Below are 16,255 nucleotides of genomic sequence, written 5' to 3'. Positions count from 1 at the left end.
ACAAAGAGCCAACATTATCGATGTTGGCTTTTTTGACCCTACAAGAAAAATAACAAGCAGTCAGGTAAAAAGTCATGAAGCCGACAAAAGCGTTGCTCGCTGAAATTCTGGACGAAGTTCGCCCCTTGATTGGGCGTGGCAAGGTTGCCGATTATATTCCCGCACTGGCGAAAGTTCCGGCGGAGAAACTGGGTATGGCGGTGTACACCAATGAAGGTGAAATCATCGCGGCCGGTGATGCCGAGGAGAGCTTTTCCATTCAATCGATTTCCAAAGCGCTAAGCTTAACTTTGGCAATGTGTTTGTATCAGCCCGATGAGATTTGGCGTCGAGTGGGCAAAGAGCCTTCGGGGCAGGCGTTTAACTCGCTGATCCAGCTTGAGATGGAGCAGGGAATTCCACGTAATCCGTTTATTAATGCTGGGGCGATTGTGGTGGCGGATTTGCTCGCCAGCCGTTTGTCCGCACCACGCCAACGCCTGCTGGAGTTTGTTCGCCAGCTCTCGGGGGATAACCAAATCTGCTACGATAAAATCGTGGCGGCTTCCGAGATGATGCACAGCGATCGTAACGCGGCGATTGCGTATCTGATGCGCTCGTTCGGCAATTTCGACAACGACGTGATTCCTGTATTGAACAACTATTTTCACGCCTGCGCGCTCAAGATGAGCTGTGTCGATCTGGCGAAAACCTTCAGTTATCTCGCCAACAAAGGCACTTCGGTGCACACGGGCAAGAAAGTCATTACCCCGGTGCAGACCAAGCAGCTTAACGCGCTGCTGGCGACCTGTGGGCTGTACGATGGCGCCGGAGAGTTCGCTTACCGTGTCGGTATGCCGGGCAAATCGGGGGTTGGCGGTGGAATTATTGCCGTGGTGCCGGGCGATATGACCATTGCGGTTTGGTCGCCAGAGCTTGATGCGTCGGGTAACTCGCTGGCAGGGACTAAAGCGCTTGAACTCTTTTCGCAGCGTATCGGGCGCTCTATTTTTTAACCGATAGCGCCAAGGTTAAGCCTCGGCGCTTATCATGACTTACTCTTCGTCAGGCATAAACGCTTCGAGCAGGTCATTGAGGAACAGTTTGCCTTTCTCCGTGATCTGCCATTGCGTGGCATCTTCACGCAAGTAGCCCATTTCCAACGCCCATTGAATTGTCGTTGCAATCGCCTCCAAACCTAGCCCAGTGGTATCGATAAAATCTTGCTTAGGGCAGGCTTCCATTAAGCGAAAACGGTTCATAAAGAATTCGAATGGTCTCTCTTGCGCCGCAACCAACTGCTCACTATCAAGATAGGGTTTGACCATATTCTGATATGCCGCTAAGTAGCCACGAGGGTGTTTGATTTTGGTGGTGCGAATGATGCGCCCATCGGCAAAACTCAGTTTACCGTGGGAGCCACAACCGATGCCGAGATAGTCGCCAAAGCGCCAGTAGTTGAGGTTGTGACGGCACTGATAACCCGGTTTGCTGTAACCGGAGATTTCGTACTGCACATACCCTGCTGCGGTCAGTTTCTGGTGGCCTTGTTCGAAAATATCCCACAAATCATCATCATCAGGTAACACTGGTGGTTTGTAGTAAAACATGGTGTTCGGCTCGATCGTGAGCTGATACCAAGAGAGATGCGGTGGGTTGAGCTCAATCGCTTTATCGAGATCCGCCAAGGCTTGATCAATACTTTGATCCGGCAAACCGTGCATCAAATCCAAATTGAAACTGTTGAGGCCTATTTGGTGAGCAAGCTGCGCGGCAGCGACCGCTTCTTGCTGACCATGGATCCGCCCTAAACGTTCGAGTTTTTCCGCTTCAAAGCTTTGCACACCAATCGAAATACGTGTTACTCCCGCAGCGCGATAGCCAGCAAAGCGCTTGGCTTCTATCGTACCTGGGTTGGCTTCCATGGTGATTTCGATCTCTGGCGTGAAGGCAATCCGCTGCTCAATGCCTTGCAAAAGCTGCGCTATCCCTTCTGCGGAAATTAAACTGGGTGTGCCACCGCCGATGAAGATCGAGTGCAGCGGGCGCGGTGCATCATTGAGACGATATTTCTCAATGTCGCGATCCAAATCTTCCAACAAGGCAAGAATGTACTGCTGCTCCGGGATCGCTTCTTTTACAGCGTGAGAGTTGAAATCGCAGTACGGGCATTTTTGTACACACCAAGGAATGTGCACATACAAACTGAGAGCGGGGGGCTTTAACATCATGCTGCCTTACGCTAATGGCTGTTGGCTCAGGGTGGCAAACAACTGCTGTAACGCTTTGCCACGATGTGAAAGCTGCTTTTTCCGCGCAGGTACAAGTTCAGCCGAGGCACAGTTCTCTTCCGGTACGAAGAAGATGGGGTCGTAACCAAAACCGTTTTCACCGTGTGCTTGGGTTAGGATTCGCCCTTCCCACGTTCCATGACAGACGATCGGCGTTGGGTCGTTTTCATGACGCATCAAAACCAATACACAATGGAAACGAGCGGTACGTTGCGCTTCTGGCACACCTTCCATCGCGGTTAATAGCTTTTCTAAGTTCTCTTGATCTGAGGCTTTCTCTCCTGCGTAACGTGCAGAGTAAATCCCTGGGGCACCTTGAAGAAAATCCACCTCAAGGCCAGAGTCGTCGGCAATGGCTGGCAAGCCCGTTTCTTTGGCGGCATGACGCGCTTTGATAATGGCGTTTTCAATAAAGGTTGTGCCCGTTTCAGCCACTTCAGAGACGTTAAATTCGCTTTGCGCGACCACGTCAAAACCAAAATCGGCCAATAAACCCGCCATCTCGCGCACTTTGCCTTGATTGCCAGTGGCCAATACGATCTTCTTCATGCTTGTTGTTACTCTTCTATATAAAATTTTTGCGTAAAGGTGAGTTTGCCTGCCCCTTTGAGGCCTGCATTGATGTCTAAATCAAATGTCAGTGACTCTTCATGATTCACTGGCAGCTCTGCGATGTAGTAAATCGCCTCGCCTTCACGTATTTCTTTAAACGTTAAGGTGCGGATCTGGCCGAGCAGGTTTTTCGCTTGCCCTTTGACCGTTGCCGTTAGCGCAGGTTTGCCGACTCGGCTTTTATCCAGCACGCTGATATTCACGATGGCGGAATACTCACTGCGTTTCAGCCCATAACTTTTCGCCACTTGCGGCGTTAAGAAGGTTGAGCTCAGCGCCACGTAGTGCACTTCGGTATCTTTGATCTCTTTAAATTGCCCAGCCCAAGTCGGCAGGGCGACCAAGCAAGTCAGCAGGGCGGCGATCCATTTTTTCATTGTAAACTTCCTTACACCTTGTGGTGTGTGACAAACAAAAAGCCATCACAAGATGGCTTTCACTTCCTCTGGTATCTGCGTCGGGGCATGGATGCGCACTTGCTTGTGACGGCCAAGCTCGCCTTTTTCAATCTCAACCAGACTTTTGGCGACTTTAAACATCTTGGCCAGTAATTTAGCCAGATGGGCATTCGCTTTGCCATCCACGGGCGGCGCGGTAATGGCGATTTTCAGCTCATCACCATGCAAACCCAGAATTTTATCACGGCTGGCTTTGGGTTGGATGTAGAGCCGCAGCACCACATCCTGCCCCTCTTGCCAAGCAGCTTGGCTCATTATAGTTGATACCAGATAGGGCCGATGAGATCGCCCATTAGGAAATTGGCAAATTGCAGCACAATAAACAGCACCAGCACGCTTAAGTCAAAACCGCCCATAGCTGGTAGGATGCGACGGATCGGTGCCAGCATAGGTTCAGTTAATTGATGGAAAACGTATTCAATCGGGCTGCGGCCTTGGCTTACCCAGCTTAGGATCGCACGAATCAACAGCACCCAGAAGAGTAGTCCACCTGCGGCTTTGATTAATGACAGTAGCCCTAGGAAGAGAAAGTCTGCGCTGAAACTGACGGAGCCGCCTGACGCAACCATCACCAACGCCACAAATTTCAGTACGCACAGCAGGTAGGCAAACAGCACAGTGGCGAGATCGATACTGCCAATCGATGGGATCACACGGCGCAGCGGGCCGATCACTGGCTGAGTCGCTTTGACGATAAATTGTGAAAATGGGTTATAGAAATCGGCGCGTGCGGCTTGCAGCCAGATCCGTAAGATCACCACCATGATGTAGAGATCGAACAGCGTCGAAATCAGGAAACTCATTGAACTCATAGATGCCCCTTAAAAAGGTTATGCTGCCTGAGGCAGCAGGGTAATTAAAACAGTTTTTCCATCTCTTGTGCGCGTTCTACCGCAGCGCGCATCGCTTTGGCGACAATATCACTGAGCTGATGATGGTTAAATGTACGGATCGCTTCGGCGGTGGTGCCCCCTTTGGAGGTGACGTTTTCGCGCAAGGTCGAAAGCTCGCTCTGCGGATTGTTGACCACCATACTGGCCGCGCCCAGCGCAGATTGCTCCACCAGCAGACGCGCGGTGGCTTTATCAAATCCTTGTGCTATCGCTTCTGCTTGCATCGCTTCCATAAACAAAAAGAAATAGGCTGGCGCGCTGCCTGCTGCGGCAATGACGTTATTGATGCCCGATTCTTGCGCCACCCAGCAAGTTTTGCCGACCGCTTGCATCAGCTCTTGCGCAAAGGTTCTGTCTGCATCGCTTAGCGAGTCGGGTGCATACAGTCCGCTCATTCCTAGCCCCAGTTGCGATGGTGTGTTGGGCATTACGCGCACCAGATCTTGCGTGGTACCGAGCATCTGCTTGAGGCGTTGACAACTGATGCCAGCGGCGATGGAAATCACCAGTTTGCCTTGAAAGTCGAGCGCTTGCAGCGGTTTGCACACCTCCTCCATCATTTGTGGTTTGACAGACAGGACCACCACATCCGCGTCACGAGCGGCAGCGAGATTATCCGCTGTGGTGCTAATAGCAAACTCTTGCTCCAGTGGCAATCGGCGAGTTTCGCTTGGCGCTGTGGCGATAATGTGTGTTGCAGGGTATCCGTTGCCCACGAGGCCAGAGACAATCGCACGCACCATGTTACCTGCACCAATAAAGGCAATTTTTTTCTGTTCCATCTCTATCAATTCCGCTTGTGTCAGTGTGTTGGCGCATCGTTTACGCTTTGCTTGCGTAATCCCGTGCACCAAAAATGGCTGTGCCGATGCGAACCATGCTTGAGCCTGCTGCGATTGCCGCGTCCATGTCTCCACTCATGCCCATCGAAAGGGTATCCACCTGGGGATAATGTTGGCGCAAGCGCTGCTGCAAGGCGGCTAATTGCTCAAAAGCGGCCAGTTGCGCGGCGTAGTCATCGACATTTTCCGGAATGGACATCAACCCTCTTAAGGTGAGGTTGGGTAAGCGTGAAATCAACTCAGCGAGGGCAAATATTTCTGTGTCGCTGGCACCGGATTTCGAGGCTTCACCGCTGGTGTTAACCTGAATCAGCACTTGCAAAGGCGGCAGATCTGCTGGGCGCTGATCATTCAAACGCTGGGCGATTTTTTCGCGATCCACGGTGTGCACCCAAGCAAAACGCTCGGCCACCAAACGACTTTTATTGGACTGAATCGGGCCAATAAAGTGCCATTCGATGGTTTTGTCTGAATGATGCTCGGCAAAAAAGTCGACCTTCTCACTCCCTTCTTGCACATAGTTTTCACCAAAAGCGCATTGTCCGGCATGGTACGCTTCGAGAATTGCCTCGACAGGTTTAGTTTTACTTACTGCCAGAAGTTGCACCGACTCTGGAGCTCGTCCACACTTTTGTTCAGAGCGACGGATCTGTGTGGTGATATGTTCAATGTTTTGTTGAATACTAGTCATAGCAAGTTTTTGTAAGGAAAAATAATGGATATCACTGAGTTACTGGATTTTAGTGTAAAGCATAACGCGTCGGATCTACATCTTTCTGCTGGCGTTCCGCCTATGGTACGCATAGATGGCGATGTAAGAAAGCTCGGCGTGCCCGCTTTTAGTCATGCTGATGTTCATCGTCTGGTGTTCGAAATCATGAATGATTCTCAGCGTAGTGAATTTGAGGAAAAACTGGAAGTCGATTTCTCGTTTGAATTACCCAACGTGGGGCGTTTTCGTGTCAATGCTTTTCACCAGTCGCGTGGCTGCTCGGCGGTGTTTCGTACCATTCCAACCAAGATCCCAACCTTAGAAGAGCTGGATGCGCCAGAAATCTTTGAGAAAATTGTGCGCAGTGAAAAAGGGCTGGTATTGGTGACAGGGCCCACAGGCTCAGGTAAATCCACCACATTGGCGGCGATGGTTGATTACATCAACCGCCACTACAACAAGCACATTCTCACCATTGAAGATCCGATTGAGTTTGTTCACCAAAACCAAAAGTGTTTGATCAACCAGCGTGAAGTGCACCGTGATACGCACAGTTTTAAAAATGCGCTGCGCAGCGCGCTGCGTGAAGATCCAGACGTGATTTTAGTCGGTGAGCTGCGCGATCAGGAAACCATCAGTCTTGCTCTGACCGCCGCTGAAACGGGTCACTTGGTGTTTGGCACGTTGCACACCAGCAGTGCGGCAAAAACGGTTGACCGGATCATTGATGTGTTCCCCGGCAGTGACAAAGACATGGTGCGCTCTATGCTCTCTGAATCGCTGCGCGCGGTGATCGCCCAGAAGCTGCTCAAGCGGATTGGCGGTGGTCGTGTCGCGTGTCATGAGATCATGATGGCGACGCCTGCGATCCGCAACTTGATCCGTGAAGACAAGGTGGCGCAGATGTATTCGATCATTCAGACAGGCGCGGCGCATGGTATGCAAACCATGGAGCAAAATGCACGGCAGTTGCTTGCTCAAGGTAAAGTCGGCAAAGAAGAAGTGGACAGCAAAATCGAAGTCGAAGCGATCAAGTTCTAGCGGAGAGCAGCATGAGTATTGAGTTAAACCGAGTGCTGGAAGGGATGCTCTCTCTTAAAGCGTCGGATTTGTATATTACGGTAGGCGCGCCGGTGCTGTTTCGCGTCGATGGCGAGTTACGCCCACAAGGCGCTAAGCTCTCAGAAGCCGAGGTCGCGCAGTTTCTCGATGGTGCAATGGATGAAGAGCGGCGCGCCGATTTTCGTAAAACCCGTGAATCAAACTTCGCGATTGTGCGTGATTCTGGCCGTTTTCGCGTCAGTGCGTTTTATCAGCGAGAGCTACCGGGCGCGGTGATTCGCCGCATTGAAACCCATATTCCGACGTTTGAAGAACTCAAGTTGCCCCAAGTGCTGCAAGATTTGTCGATTGCCAAACGCGGTCTTGTGCTGGTGGTGGGAGCGACGGGGTCGGGGAAATCCACCACCATGGCGGCGATGACGGGCTATCGCAATAGCCATCGTAGTGGTCATATTCTGACGGTGGAAGATCCGATTGAATTTGTTCACGAGCACAAGCGCTGTATCGTTACCCAACGGGAAGTGGGGCTCGATACCGAAAGTTACGAAGTGGCGCTGAAAAACTCGCTGCGTCAAGCGCCAGATATGATCCTCATCGGCGAGATCCGCAGCCGAGAGACGATGGAATACGCCATGACCTTTGCCGAAACGGGCCACTTGTGCATGGCCACTCTGCACGCTAACAACGCCAACCAAGCGTTGGAGCGGATCCTACATTTAGTGCCGAAAGAGCAAAAAGAGCAGTTCCTGTTTGATCTATCCATGAATCTCAAAGGGGTGATCGGTCAGCAGTTACTGCGTGATAAAAACGGCAAAGGCCGTCACGGTGTGTTTGAAGTGTTACTCAACAGTCCAAGGGTGTCGGATTTGATCCGCCGCGGCGAATTGCATGAGTTGAAAGCGACCATGGCGCGCTCCAAAGAGATTGGCATGCAGACCTTTGATCAATCGCTGTATAAGTTGGTGGTGGAAGGCAAGATCAATGAAGAAGATGCGTTGCACAGTGCCGATTCGGCCAACGATCTGCGTTTGATGCTCAAAACCCAGCGCGGCGATCTCAATAACACCGGATCCTTGGCCAACGTGAAGATCGATATGGATTAAGCTCGGACTTTGTTGCAATGAGAGGGAAGAGGTTGTCCCTCTCTTGCGGTTTTCCTCGCCCTGTTAGCCCCACTGCGCTTCGAACCAGCTTTCTAGAATGATCACCGCAGATTGACAATCGACATTGCCCTTACTTAGCGCTTTGTAGCCGCCCATCGAAAACAGTTCGGCGCGTGCTTCGGTGGTGGAAAGGCGCTCATCGTGCAGCTCTACGGGCAAACCGAAACGGCCATGCAGCCGCTGGGCAAATTTCTTCGCCCGAGGTGTGATGGTTTGCAGATCTTTTCCGTGCAGGTCAGTCGGCAAGCCGACCACGAGTAACGTGGGCTGCCACTCTTTGATTTGCTTTTCAATCTCGTCCCAATTGGGAATGCCATCGTTGGCTTTGAAGGCCTTTAACGGCGATGCGGTGCCGGTAATTTCTTGGCCGATGGCGCTGCCAATACTCTTGGTGCCAAAATCGAAAGCCATGATGGTACGTGACATAAATAACCTAAGTAACAATAAGTGAGTGAAGGGCAGCGAGTTAAGCGTGCCCTGCCTGATTGGAAAGTTGGGTAGCATTAATGCCGAGCATCTGTACCGCTTTTTGCCAACGCTGGGCGATAGGGGTATCGAAAATGATTTCCGGGCTGGCTTCGACGGTTAACCAAGAGTTTTCCGCTAGCTCGCTTTCCAACTGTCCAGCGCTCCAGCCTGAATAGCCTAAAGCCACGAGATAACTGCTCGGTTCCGCCTCCGTGCCGAGTACCGTCAAAATATCTTTGGACGTGGTGACGGCGATGTGATCGGTCATCTGAATGCTCGACTCGTAGTAATCTTTGGGGCGGTGCAGAATAAAACCGCGATCCTCGGAAACTGGCCCGCCGTTGTACACCGGTTTGGTCAGACTTTGTCTATGCAATTGTGGATGCACTGGCTGTACATCGACCTGTTCCAGCATTTTGCCCACGGTGACGTCGATCGGTGCGTTGATCATCAGTCCCATCGCACCCTCTTCATTGTGTTCACAAATGTAGATCACTCGGTGCTGGAAATAGGGATCTTTCATCCCCGGCATGGCCACCAGAAAATGATTGGTCAAATTCATACATGACTCCCCTTCAAAGGGGCCATCCGGCCCCAACTGGCTCTTGAGTGCTCAAGCTTTAGCTTTTAGGCGGCGCTCAATCGCATCCATCAATTTACCGGTAATCGAGATATCAAACGCCGCTTCAATCTCGCGAATACAAGTTGGGCTGGTCACGTTGATCTCGGTGAGCTTATCGCCAATCACATCTAAACCAACAAAAATCAGTCCTTTTTCTTTCAGCGTTGGCGCGACGGCTAGTGCAATTTTCTTATCTGTTTCGCTCAGTGGGCGAGCTTCACCACGACCGCCAGCGGCGAGGTTACCGCGCGTTTCCCCTTTAGCTGGGATGCGCGCTAAACAGTAAGGCATGGGCTCGCCATCTACCACCAAAATACGTTTGTCGCCATTGCTGATGTCTGGCACAAAGGTTTGCGCCATCGCGTAGTTTTGCCCGTGATTGGTCAAGGTTTCGATGATCACCGAGACGTTCGGATCGTTCTCTTTGACTCGGAAAATCGATGCACCACCCATGCCATCAAGCGGTTTAAGGATGATGTCGCCATGCTCTTCACGAAACGCTTTTATCTTTTCTGCTTTGCGCGTCACCATGGTGATTGGCGTCAGCTCTGGGAACCAAGCGGTAAAGAGTTTCTCGTTACAATCACGTAGGCTTTGTGGCTTATTGACGATTAAGGTGCCTTGTTCTTCTGCGCGCTCTAAAATGTAGGTGGCGTAAATATATTCCGTGTCAAACGGTGGATCTTTGCGCATCAATACCGCATCCAGTTCAGCCAGTTCAATGGTTTGCTCTGACTTAAATTGGTACCAGCCGTTAGGATCTTCTTTTAGCTCGACCACTTTGGTATCGGCAATCGCCACGCCTTGCTCTAAGTGTAGATCATTCATCTCCATGTAATGGATTTCCCAACCGCGACGTTGCGCTTCCAGCAACATGGCGAAGCTGGAGTCTTTCTTGATGTTAATGGACGAAATAGGGTCCATTACGATGCCGAGTTTGATCATGTGTGTTCTCCGTGTTAACCCAAATCGCCGAAACGAACTTGTAGCGCGGTAATGGCAGTCAGTGCTGCGGTTTCAGTACGCAATACGCGCGGACCGAGTAGGGTCTCTTCAAAGTGATAGGTTTGTGTCATGTCGATCTCTTCTGCAGAGAGCCCCCCTTCAGGACCAATCAGCAGGCGCACTTTGTTGACCAGCTCCGGTAGCGTGTTGATCGAATATTTGGCGCGAGGGTGCAGATTAAGCTTTAGGCCGTCGTACTCTTCCGCGCACCAAGCTTCCAGCGACATAATGGGGCGAATCTCCGGGATGATGTTACGTCCGCATTGCTCACAAGCGCTAATGGCTATTTTCTGCCACTGAGCGAGTTTTTTCTCAAAGCGTTTTTCATCCAACTTTACGCCGCATCGCTCCGAAATCAGTGGCGTAATGGTATTGACCCCAAGCTCTACCGATTTCTGGATGGTGAACTCCATCTTTTCACCGCGCGAGATCACTTGCCCCAAATGGAGATCTAAAGGTGACTCGCTGCTGTTTTCCTCCCGCTGTGTCACTTTGACCAACACCTGCTTTTTGCTCACTTCGGTGATTTCGGCTGGAAATTGTGCGCCACTGCCATCAAATAGCAGCACTTCTTGCCCTTCTTTCATGCGCAAAACGCGGCCGATATGGCCAGCGGCGTCTTCCTGCAAGGCGACGATATGGTGCAGATGGAGTGTTTCGGGGTGATAAATTCGAGGGATGCGCATTGTGTTTCCGGTTCCTGCAACAGACAGAATGAATTAGAGATTAACATGGATGCGCGGAGGAGAAAAAACAAGTCAGTGTGGTAATTTAAGCGTAAGGTCGTAATTTTTCGCCAAAGTGATTGTTATTTATTGTTTTCATGAATAGTTTGTATGCCGCTTTGTAGGGGAGAACGTATTCAAGCTGGCAAAGTTTAAACAAATTAATAAGTACAATAATCATGGATAGTGTTATGAAAAAGACCAAACTGGCAGTGGCTTGTGCCCTGCTGATGACTATTAGCTGGCTGTAATGGCGGCTCTTCTTCGTCTGATGGCCCAAATGGCTAAGTAGTTGACCTACAGTCAGCCCTTAACCTCTTCACCGCAAAAGCGTAAAGAACGCTTTGGTTATCTTGAGGATATCGGCGCGAAAGAGTAAGTATGATGGCATCCCAGTGGCGACACTGGGATTTTTCTATCGCGTTTGACACGCTTCCTTCACATAAGAGTTGTGGTTGCCCTGAACTTTGGCAATTCGCTCATCGCGTATGCATTCCCACTCTGATACGGGATAAGTTTTATTCCATGCTTGCATCAACTGAGTCTGCTGTTTCGACAGTTGGAAGCCGTACTCTCGGCTCATGTAGAGATACGTGCGAGCAATAGAGCCTCGGGCGCGATCCGGCGGCATCACTTTACGCGCTTTGAAATTGACCTGCATTTCACAGCGGCCATAGGTCTCACCATCAACGCCATTCCACTGGCTAAAATTAAAGTTCGAGCGATCGCCGTTGACTTCGCCAACTGCTGGGGTGAGGTTATGCAGATCCGCTTCCATCGAGCGAAACTGAACATCATGTTTGCTGCAATTTTTCCGTCCACCGTTTTGCCAACATTGTCGCTGGTGGCCGAACTGCCAAGCGGGCACCACATGTTCCCACTCAATACGACTGGCACGATTTTGTTGCTTACGCACTTGATAACCACAAGATTGCAAATCTGGAATGCCTTTTTTTCCTTGCCATTGAATCTCGCAGCCACAGTAAAAACTGACCGGATAATCTTGGTAAATTTGTAGCGCCTCTTTCTTCGCCGCAGAGAAGTTGGCCGGGGGCGCAGCCAGTACAGGCAAGCTGCTGAGAGCCGCCAGTAGTGAAAATAGGTATTTCATCTAAAAAGTCTTAGAAAAGTATGACTTTTTAAATTGTAGCACTCAGTTTTTCCGCGAAGTAGTGAGCGAATTGTTAAAGCTGAGTCAAAACTGCGCGGAGGGCGAGCTTAGAGAGGCCGCTAACTGAGTTGTAAGCCGGTAAACTGCAAAGTCTGACGACACTTTGTGCAGCAATAACTGGCTTGATGACGTTGCACTTTGTTGTGGCGGCGAATCGACAGTGGGTACTCGGCGCAGGCGCAGCGATATTGAAAGGTTTTCCCTTGTACCGAATGGATATTAAAGCGATGCGTCGTTCTTGCTGGTTGCTGAAATACCTGCTCCATAATCGCTTGCCACTCTTTACCGTGGGGTTTGACGCGCCCGAACACTTGATAAGTGATGAGGTGGGCAACTTCGTGAGGAATCACCTCTTGCAAAAACTCATCAGGGTTTTCTTTGAACAATACAGGATTCAGGCGTATCTCATTTAGTTGCAAGTAAGCTTTTCCTGCCACTTTGCCTCTCACGTTAAAACTGAGTTTGGGCAGAGGGAAAGTGCGCTGAAAGCGTTGCTCGGCTAAGGCGATACAGTGGGCGAGGACTTGCGAGGATTGTTCGGCTAGTTCGGGGTGCAACATGGACTCTTCTTCAAACGGCAAAAATTGGGGCTTTATTACGCATAACCAATTCTTAGGCATAATAAAAAGCCCCTGCATTGTAGCAGAGGCTTTTTGTTCGAGAAGAGGCTGATTATTTGATGCCAGCAAACTCACGCAGTAGTGCTGCTTTGTCGGTTGCTTCCCAAGGGAACTCTTCGCGACCGAAGTGACCATATGCAGCGGTCTTCTTGTAGATTGGCTGAAGCAGATTCAGCATCTCTTGCAGGCCGTATGGACGCAGGTCGAAGAACTGGCGAACGGCTTCAATGATGATGTCGTGCGACACTTTCTCAGTACCGAATGTTTCCACCATGATAGAGGTTGGATCCGCCACACCGATTGCATAAGACAGTTGGATTTCACAACGATCAGCCATGCCAGCTGCGACGATGTTTTTCGCCACGTAACGTGCTGCGTAAGCGGCTGAACGGTCAACCTTGGATGGATCTTTACCAGAGAAAGCACCACCACCGTGACGAGCGGCGCCGCCGTAGGTATCCACGATGATCTTACGACCGGTCAGGCCACAGTCACCCATTGGACCACCGATAACGAAACGACCGGTTGGGTTGATGAAGTACTTGGTTTCTTTGTTTAGCCATTCAGAAGGAAGAACAGGCTTGATGATCTCTTCCATCACCGCTTCGCGCAGATCTGGTGTCGAGATAGAATCACAGTGCTGAGTAGACAGCACAACCGCATCAATACCAACAATTTTGCCTTGATCGTATTGGAAAGTAACCTGTGATTTTGCATCAGGGCGCAACCATGGCAGCGTGCCATCTTTACGTACTTTCGCTTGACGTTCCATCAAACGGTGCGCGTAGGTAATTGGTGCTGGCATCAGTACTTCGGTTTCGTTACATGCGTAGCCGAACATAATGCCTTGGTCGCCCGCGCCTTGCTCTTTAGGATCGGCTTTATCAACGCCTTGGTTGATGTCAGGAGACTGTTTACCGATGGTGTTTAGAACAGCACAAGAGTTGGCGTCGAAGCCCATGTCTGAGTGAACGTAGCCGATTTCGCGTACGGTTTCGCGTGTCAGTTCTTCGATATCAACCCAGGCAGAAGTGGTAATTTCACCACCGACCATGACCATGCCGGTTTTTACGTAAGTTTCACATGCAACACGTGCTTTCGGGTCTTGCTCAAGAATCGCATCAAGAACCGCATCAGAAATCTGGTCTGCAATTTTGTCTGGATGGCCTTCTGATACTGACTCAGAAGTGAACAGGTGCTTTGCCATGAGAGCTCCACTTTTGATTAATTTTCGCAGCTGAACACTTGCTCTCAGCTCCGGGAATGAAATACGATTTGTAGGCGTTTCTACATCTAGACGTCTATTCTAGTTTTGAATACTCGAATTACAAGTGATTTTTTAGTATGAGCCAAAAGTAATCGTTTGCCTTGCTGGCGCAAAGAATTTGCTCTATTGCGCTTTCAGTGAAGTAGAGCATGGTTTGCTAGGGGTATTTCTCGGGTAAATCGTTTGCAGAGCAGAGATTGCTTTGCGAAAATAGCCAGCGCAATTTTTCTTATTACATCGCTTAATGCACTCAGGAGCAGACATGCCATCTCGTAAACATCTCGCTAATGCAATCCGCGCACTCAGCATGGACGGCGTACAAAAAGCAAATTCAGGCCACCCAGGGGCACCTATGGGTATGGCGGACATCGCTGAAGTTCTTTGGCGCGGCCACCTAAACCACAACCCATCAAACCCAGAGTGGGCGGACCGCGACCGCTTCGTGCTGTCTAACGGCCACGGCTCGATGCTGATTTACTCGCTACTGCACCTAAGCGGTTACGAGCTATCTATCGACGACCTAAAGAACTTCCGTCAATTGCACTCTAAGACTCCAGGTCACCCAGAATACGGCTATGCACCAGGCATCGAAACAACAACGGGCCCACTAGGCCAAGGCATCACCAACGCGGTTGGTATGGCAATGGCTGAGAAAGCGCTCGCAGCGCAATTCAACAAAGAAGGCCACGACATCGTTGACCACTTCACTTACGTGTTCATGGGTGATGGCTGTCTGATGGAAGGTATTTCGCACGAAGCTTGTTCTCTTGCTGGTACGCTAGGTCTAGGCAAACTGATCGCATTCTGGGATGACAACGGCATTTCGATCGACGGTCACGTTGAAGGTTGGTTCTCTGACGATACGCCTAAACGTTTCGAAGCTTACGGCTGGCACGTCATCCCAGCCGTTGACGGTCACGATGCGAACGCCATCAATGCAGCTATCATCGCGGCAAAAGCAGACCCACGCCCGACGCTTATCTGTACTAAAACCATCATCGGTTTTGGTTCACCAAACAAATCAGGCTCGCACGACTGTCACGGCGCACCACTAGGCGCTGAAGAAATTGCAGCGACACGTAAAGAACTAGGTTGGGAGCACGGTCCTTTTGAAATTCCGCAAGAAGTGTACGCAGAATGGTCAGCGAAAGAAACAGGCGCAGCTAAGGAAGCAGCGTGGAACGAGAAATTTGCAGCTTATGAAGCAGCGTACCCTGAGCTGGCAGCTGAATTTAAACGCCGCGTAAACGGTGAACTTCCAGCTGAGTGGGAAGAGAAAGCAAACCAAATCATTGCTGACCTTCAAGCAAACCCAGCGAACATCGCATCACGTAAAGCATCGCAAAACGCGCTGGAAGCGTTTGGTAAAATGCTACCAGAATTCATGGGCGGCTCAGCTGACCTAGCGCCTTCTAACCTCACCATGTGGTCGGGTTCTAAGTCGCTAGAAGCAAGCGACTTCTCTGGTAACTACATCCACTACGGTGTGCGTGAATTCGGTATGACGGCGATCATGAACGGTATCGCGCTGCACGGTGGTTTCGTTCCTTACGGAGCGACTTTCCTGATGTTTATGGAATACGCACGTAACGCCATGCGCATGGCGGCGCTGATGAAGATCCAGAACATCCAAGTCTACACGCACGACTCTATCGGCTTGGGCGAAGATGGCCCTACTCACCAACCAGTTGAGCAAATCGCATCACTACGTCTAACGCCAAACATGAGCACTTGGCGTCCATGCGACCAAGTGGAATCAGCGGTAGCTTGGAAACTGGCAATTGAGCGTAAAGATGGCCCATCGGCGCTGATTTTCTCTCGTCAAAACCTCGCGCAGCAAGCGCGCAGCGCTGAGCAAGTGGCAGACATCGCCAAAGGTGGTTACATCCTAAAAGACAGCGATGGCAAGCCAGAGCTTATCCTAATCGCGACGGGCTCTGAAGTTGAGCTAGCCGTAAAAGCCGCTGAACAACTAACCGCAGAAGGCAAGAAAGTACGCGTGGTTTCCATGCCATCTACCGATGCATTCGACAAGCAAGATGCGGCTTACCGTGAAGCGGTACTGCCATCAGACGTAACAGCGCGCATCGCTATCGAAGCGGGCATTGCAGATTTCTGGTACAAGTACGTTGGCTTTGGCGGTCGCATTATCGGTATGACGACGTTTGGTGAATCAGCACCCGCTGATCAACTGTTCGAAATGTTCGGTTTCACAGTAGACAACGTGGTGAACACAGCGAAAGAAATCATCGCTTAAGCGCTACAAAGTGGAACAAGCCGAGTCAACCTGACTCGGCTTTTATTTTAATGCGCAAAGGTTTTCGATAAGTTACTATGCGTGACACGAAAAAAATGTGGGGCGATG

The 16,255-nt window shown here is 50.6% G+C and carries 18 protein-coding genes; 4 read left to right on the top strand and 14 right to left on the bottom strand.

Annotation, left to right across the window (positions count from 1 at the left end):
* The first annotated feature begins 74 nt into the window (after positions 1 to 74).
* Entirely contained in the window at positions 75 to 995 is a 921-nt protein-coding gene (gene glsB, locus EA26_RS18220; RefSeq protein WP_039430532.1) for a glutaminase B, read from the top strand.
* Between the two features lie 39 nt (positions 996 to 1,034).
* Here the strand turns inward: glsB and hemW are convergent, their stop codons facing one another.
* Genes hemW through EA26_RS18185 form a run of 7 tightly spaced genes read right to left on the bottom strand, consistent with a single transcriptional unit; the run spans position 1,035 to position 5,766 of the window.
* Entirely contained in the window at positions 1,035 to 2,207 is a 1,173-nt protein-coding gene (gene hemW / locus EA26_RS18215; RefSeq protein ID WP_039430531.1) for a radical SAM family heme chaperone HemW, read from the bottom strand.
* A 9-nt stretch (positions 2,208 to 2,216) separates the two neighbouring features.
* Positions 2,217 to 2,819: an XTP/dITP diphosphatase gene (locus tag EA26_RS18210; RefSeq protein ID WP_039430530.1), complete on the bottom strand. Its 603-nt coding sequence runs from the start codon at positions 2,817 to 2,819 to the stop codon at positions 2,217 to 2,219.
* Positions 2,820 to 2,827: 8 nt separating this feature from the next.
* Complete coding sequence (locus tag EA26_RS18205) at positions 2,828 to 3,259, bottom strand: DUF4426 domain-containing protein (protein WP_039430529.1); 432 nt, start codon at positions 3,257 to 3,259, stop codon at positions 2,828 to 2,830.
* Between the two features lie 45 nt (positions 3,260 to 3,304).
* On the bottom strand, positions 3,305 to 3,595 hold the full coding sequence (yggU, locus tag EA26_RS18200) for a DUF167 family protein YggU (RefSeq protein WP_039430528.1): 291 nt from the start codon (positions 3,593 to 3,595) through the stop codon (positions 3,305 to 3,307).
* A complete protein-coding gene (locus EA26_RS18195; protein WP_039430527.1) occupies positions 3,595 to 4,152 on the bottom strand; it encodes a YggT family protein in 558 nt (185 codons plus the stop codon). Before EA26_RS18195 ends, yggU begins: the two co-directional genes overlap by 1 nt.
* A gap of 44 nt (positions 4,153 to 4,196) precedes the next feature.
* Positions 4,197 to 5,015: a pyrroline-5-carboxylate reductase gene (gene proC / locus EA26_RS18190; RefSeq protein ID WP_039430526.1), complete on the bottom strand. Its 819-nt coding sequence runs from the start codon at positions 5,013 to 5,015 to the stop codon at positions 4,197 to 4,199.
* Between the two features lie 40 nt (positions 5,016 to 5,055).
* Positions 5,056 to 5,766 (bottom strand): YggS family pyridoxal phosphate-dependent enzyme, encoded by a 711-nt coding sequence (locus tag EA26_RS18185; protein ID WP_039430525.1) that lies wholly within the window; start codon positions 5,764 to 5,766, stop codon positions 5,056 to 5,058.
* A gap of 24 nt (positions 5,767 to 5,790) precedes the next feature.
* Between EA26_RS18185 and EA26_RS18180 the strand changes: the two genes are divergently transcribed.
* Together EA26_RS18180 and EA26_RS18175 are read left to right on the top strand one after the other, a co-directional pair.
* A complete protein-coding gene (locus tag EA26_RS18180; protein WP_039430524.1) occupies positions 5,791 to 6,828 on the top strand; it encodes a type IV pilus twitching motility protein PilT in 1,038 nt (345 codons plus the stop codon).
* A 17-nt stretch (positions 6,829 to 6,845) separates the two neighbouring features.
* Complete coding sequence (locus tag EA26_RS18175) at positions 6,846 to 7,952, top strand: PilT/PilU family type 4a pilus ATPase (RefSeq protein WP_039431675.1); 1,107 nt, start codon at positions 6,846 to 6,848, stop codon at positions 7,950 to 7,952.
* A 63-nt stretch (positions 7,953 to 8,015) separates the two neighbouring features.
* Here the strand turns inward: EA26_RS18175 and ruvX are convergent, their stop codons facing one another.
* The 7 genes from ruvX to metK form a co-directional block, all read right to left on the bottom strand.
* Positions 8,016 to 8,438, bottom strand: coding sequence for a Holliday junction resolvase RuvX (ruvX, locus tag EA26_RS18170; protein ID WP_039430523.1), 423 nt, complete (start codon positions 8,436 to 8,438; stop codon positions 8,016 to 8,018).
* Between the two features lie 40 nt (positions 8,439 to 8,478).
* Positions 8,479 to 9,042, bottom strand: a complete 564-nt coding sequence (locus tag EA26_RS18165; RefSeq protein WP_039430522.1) for a YqgE/AlgH family protein — start codon at positions 9,040 to 9,042, stop codon at positions 8,479 to 8,481.
* A gap of 51 nt (positions 9,043 to 9,093) precedes the next feature.
* Complete coding sequence (gene gshB / locus EA26_RS18160; protein ID WP_039430521.1) at positions 9,094 to 10,047, bottom strand: glutathione synthase; 954 nt, start codon at positions 10,045 to 10,047, stop codon at positions 9,094 to 9,096.
* Positions 10,048 to 10,061: 14 nt separating this feature from the next.
* A complete protein-coding gene (rsmE, locus tag EA26_RS18155) occupies positions 10,062 to 10,793 on the bottom strand; it encodes a 16S rRNA (uracil(1498)-N(3))-methyltransferase (protein ID WP_039430520.1) in 732 nt (243 codons plus the stop codon).
* Positions 10,794 to 11,247: 454 nt separating this feature from the next.
* Positions 11,248 to 11,943, bottom strand: a complete 696-nt coding sequence (endA, locus tag EA26_RS18150) for a deoxyribonuclease I (protein WP_039430519.1) — start codon at positions 11,941 to 11,943, stop codon at positions 11,248 to 11,250.
* Between the two features lie 119 nt (positions 11,944 to 12,062).
* Positions 12,063 to 12,563, bottom strand: coding sequence for a SprT family zinc-dependent metalloprotease (locus EA26_RS18145; protein WP_039430518.1), 501 nt, complete (start codon positions 12,561 to 12,563; stop codon positions 12,063 to 12,065).
* A 112-nt stretch (positions 12,564 to 12,675) separates the two neighbouring features.
* On the bottom strand, positions 12,676 to 13,830 hold the full coding sequence (gene metK / locus EA26_RS18140) for a methionine adenosyltransferase (RefSeq protein WP_039430517.1): 1,155 nt from the start codon (positions 13,828 to 13,830) through the stop codon (positions 12,676 to 12,678).
* Positions 13,831 to 14,152: 322 nt separating this feature from the next.
* Between metK and tkt the strand changes: the two genes are divergently transcribed.
* Complete coding sequence (gene tkt / locus EA26_RS18135; protein WP_039430516.1) at positions 14,153 to 16,147, top strand: transketolase; 1,995 nt, start codon at positions 14,153 to 14,155, stop codon at positions 16,145 to 16,147.
* Positions 16,148 to 16,255: the final 108 nt, after the last annotated feature.

It is taken from the genome of Vibrio navarrensis (genome assembly GCF_000764325.1).
Taxonomy (GTDB): Bacteria; Pseudomonadota; Gammaproteobacteria; order Enterobacterales; family Vibrionaceae; genus Vibrio; species Vibrio navarrensis.
This window is presented reverse-complemented; position numbering and strand designations above follow the sequence as displayed.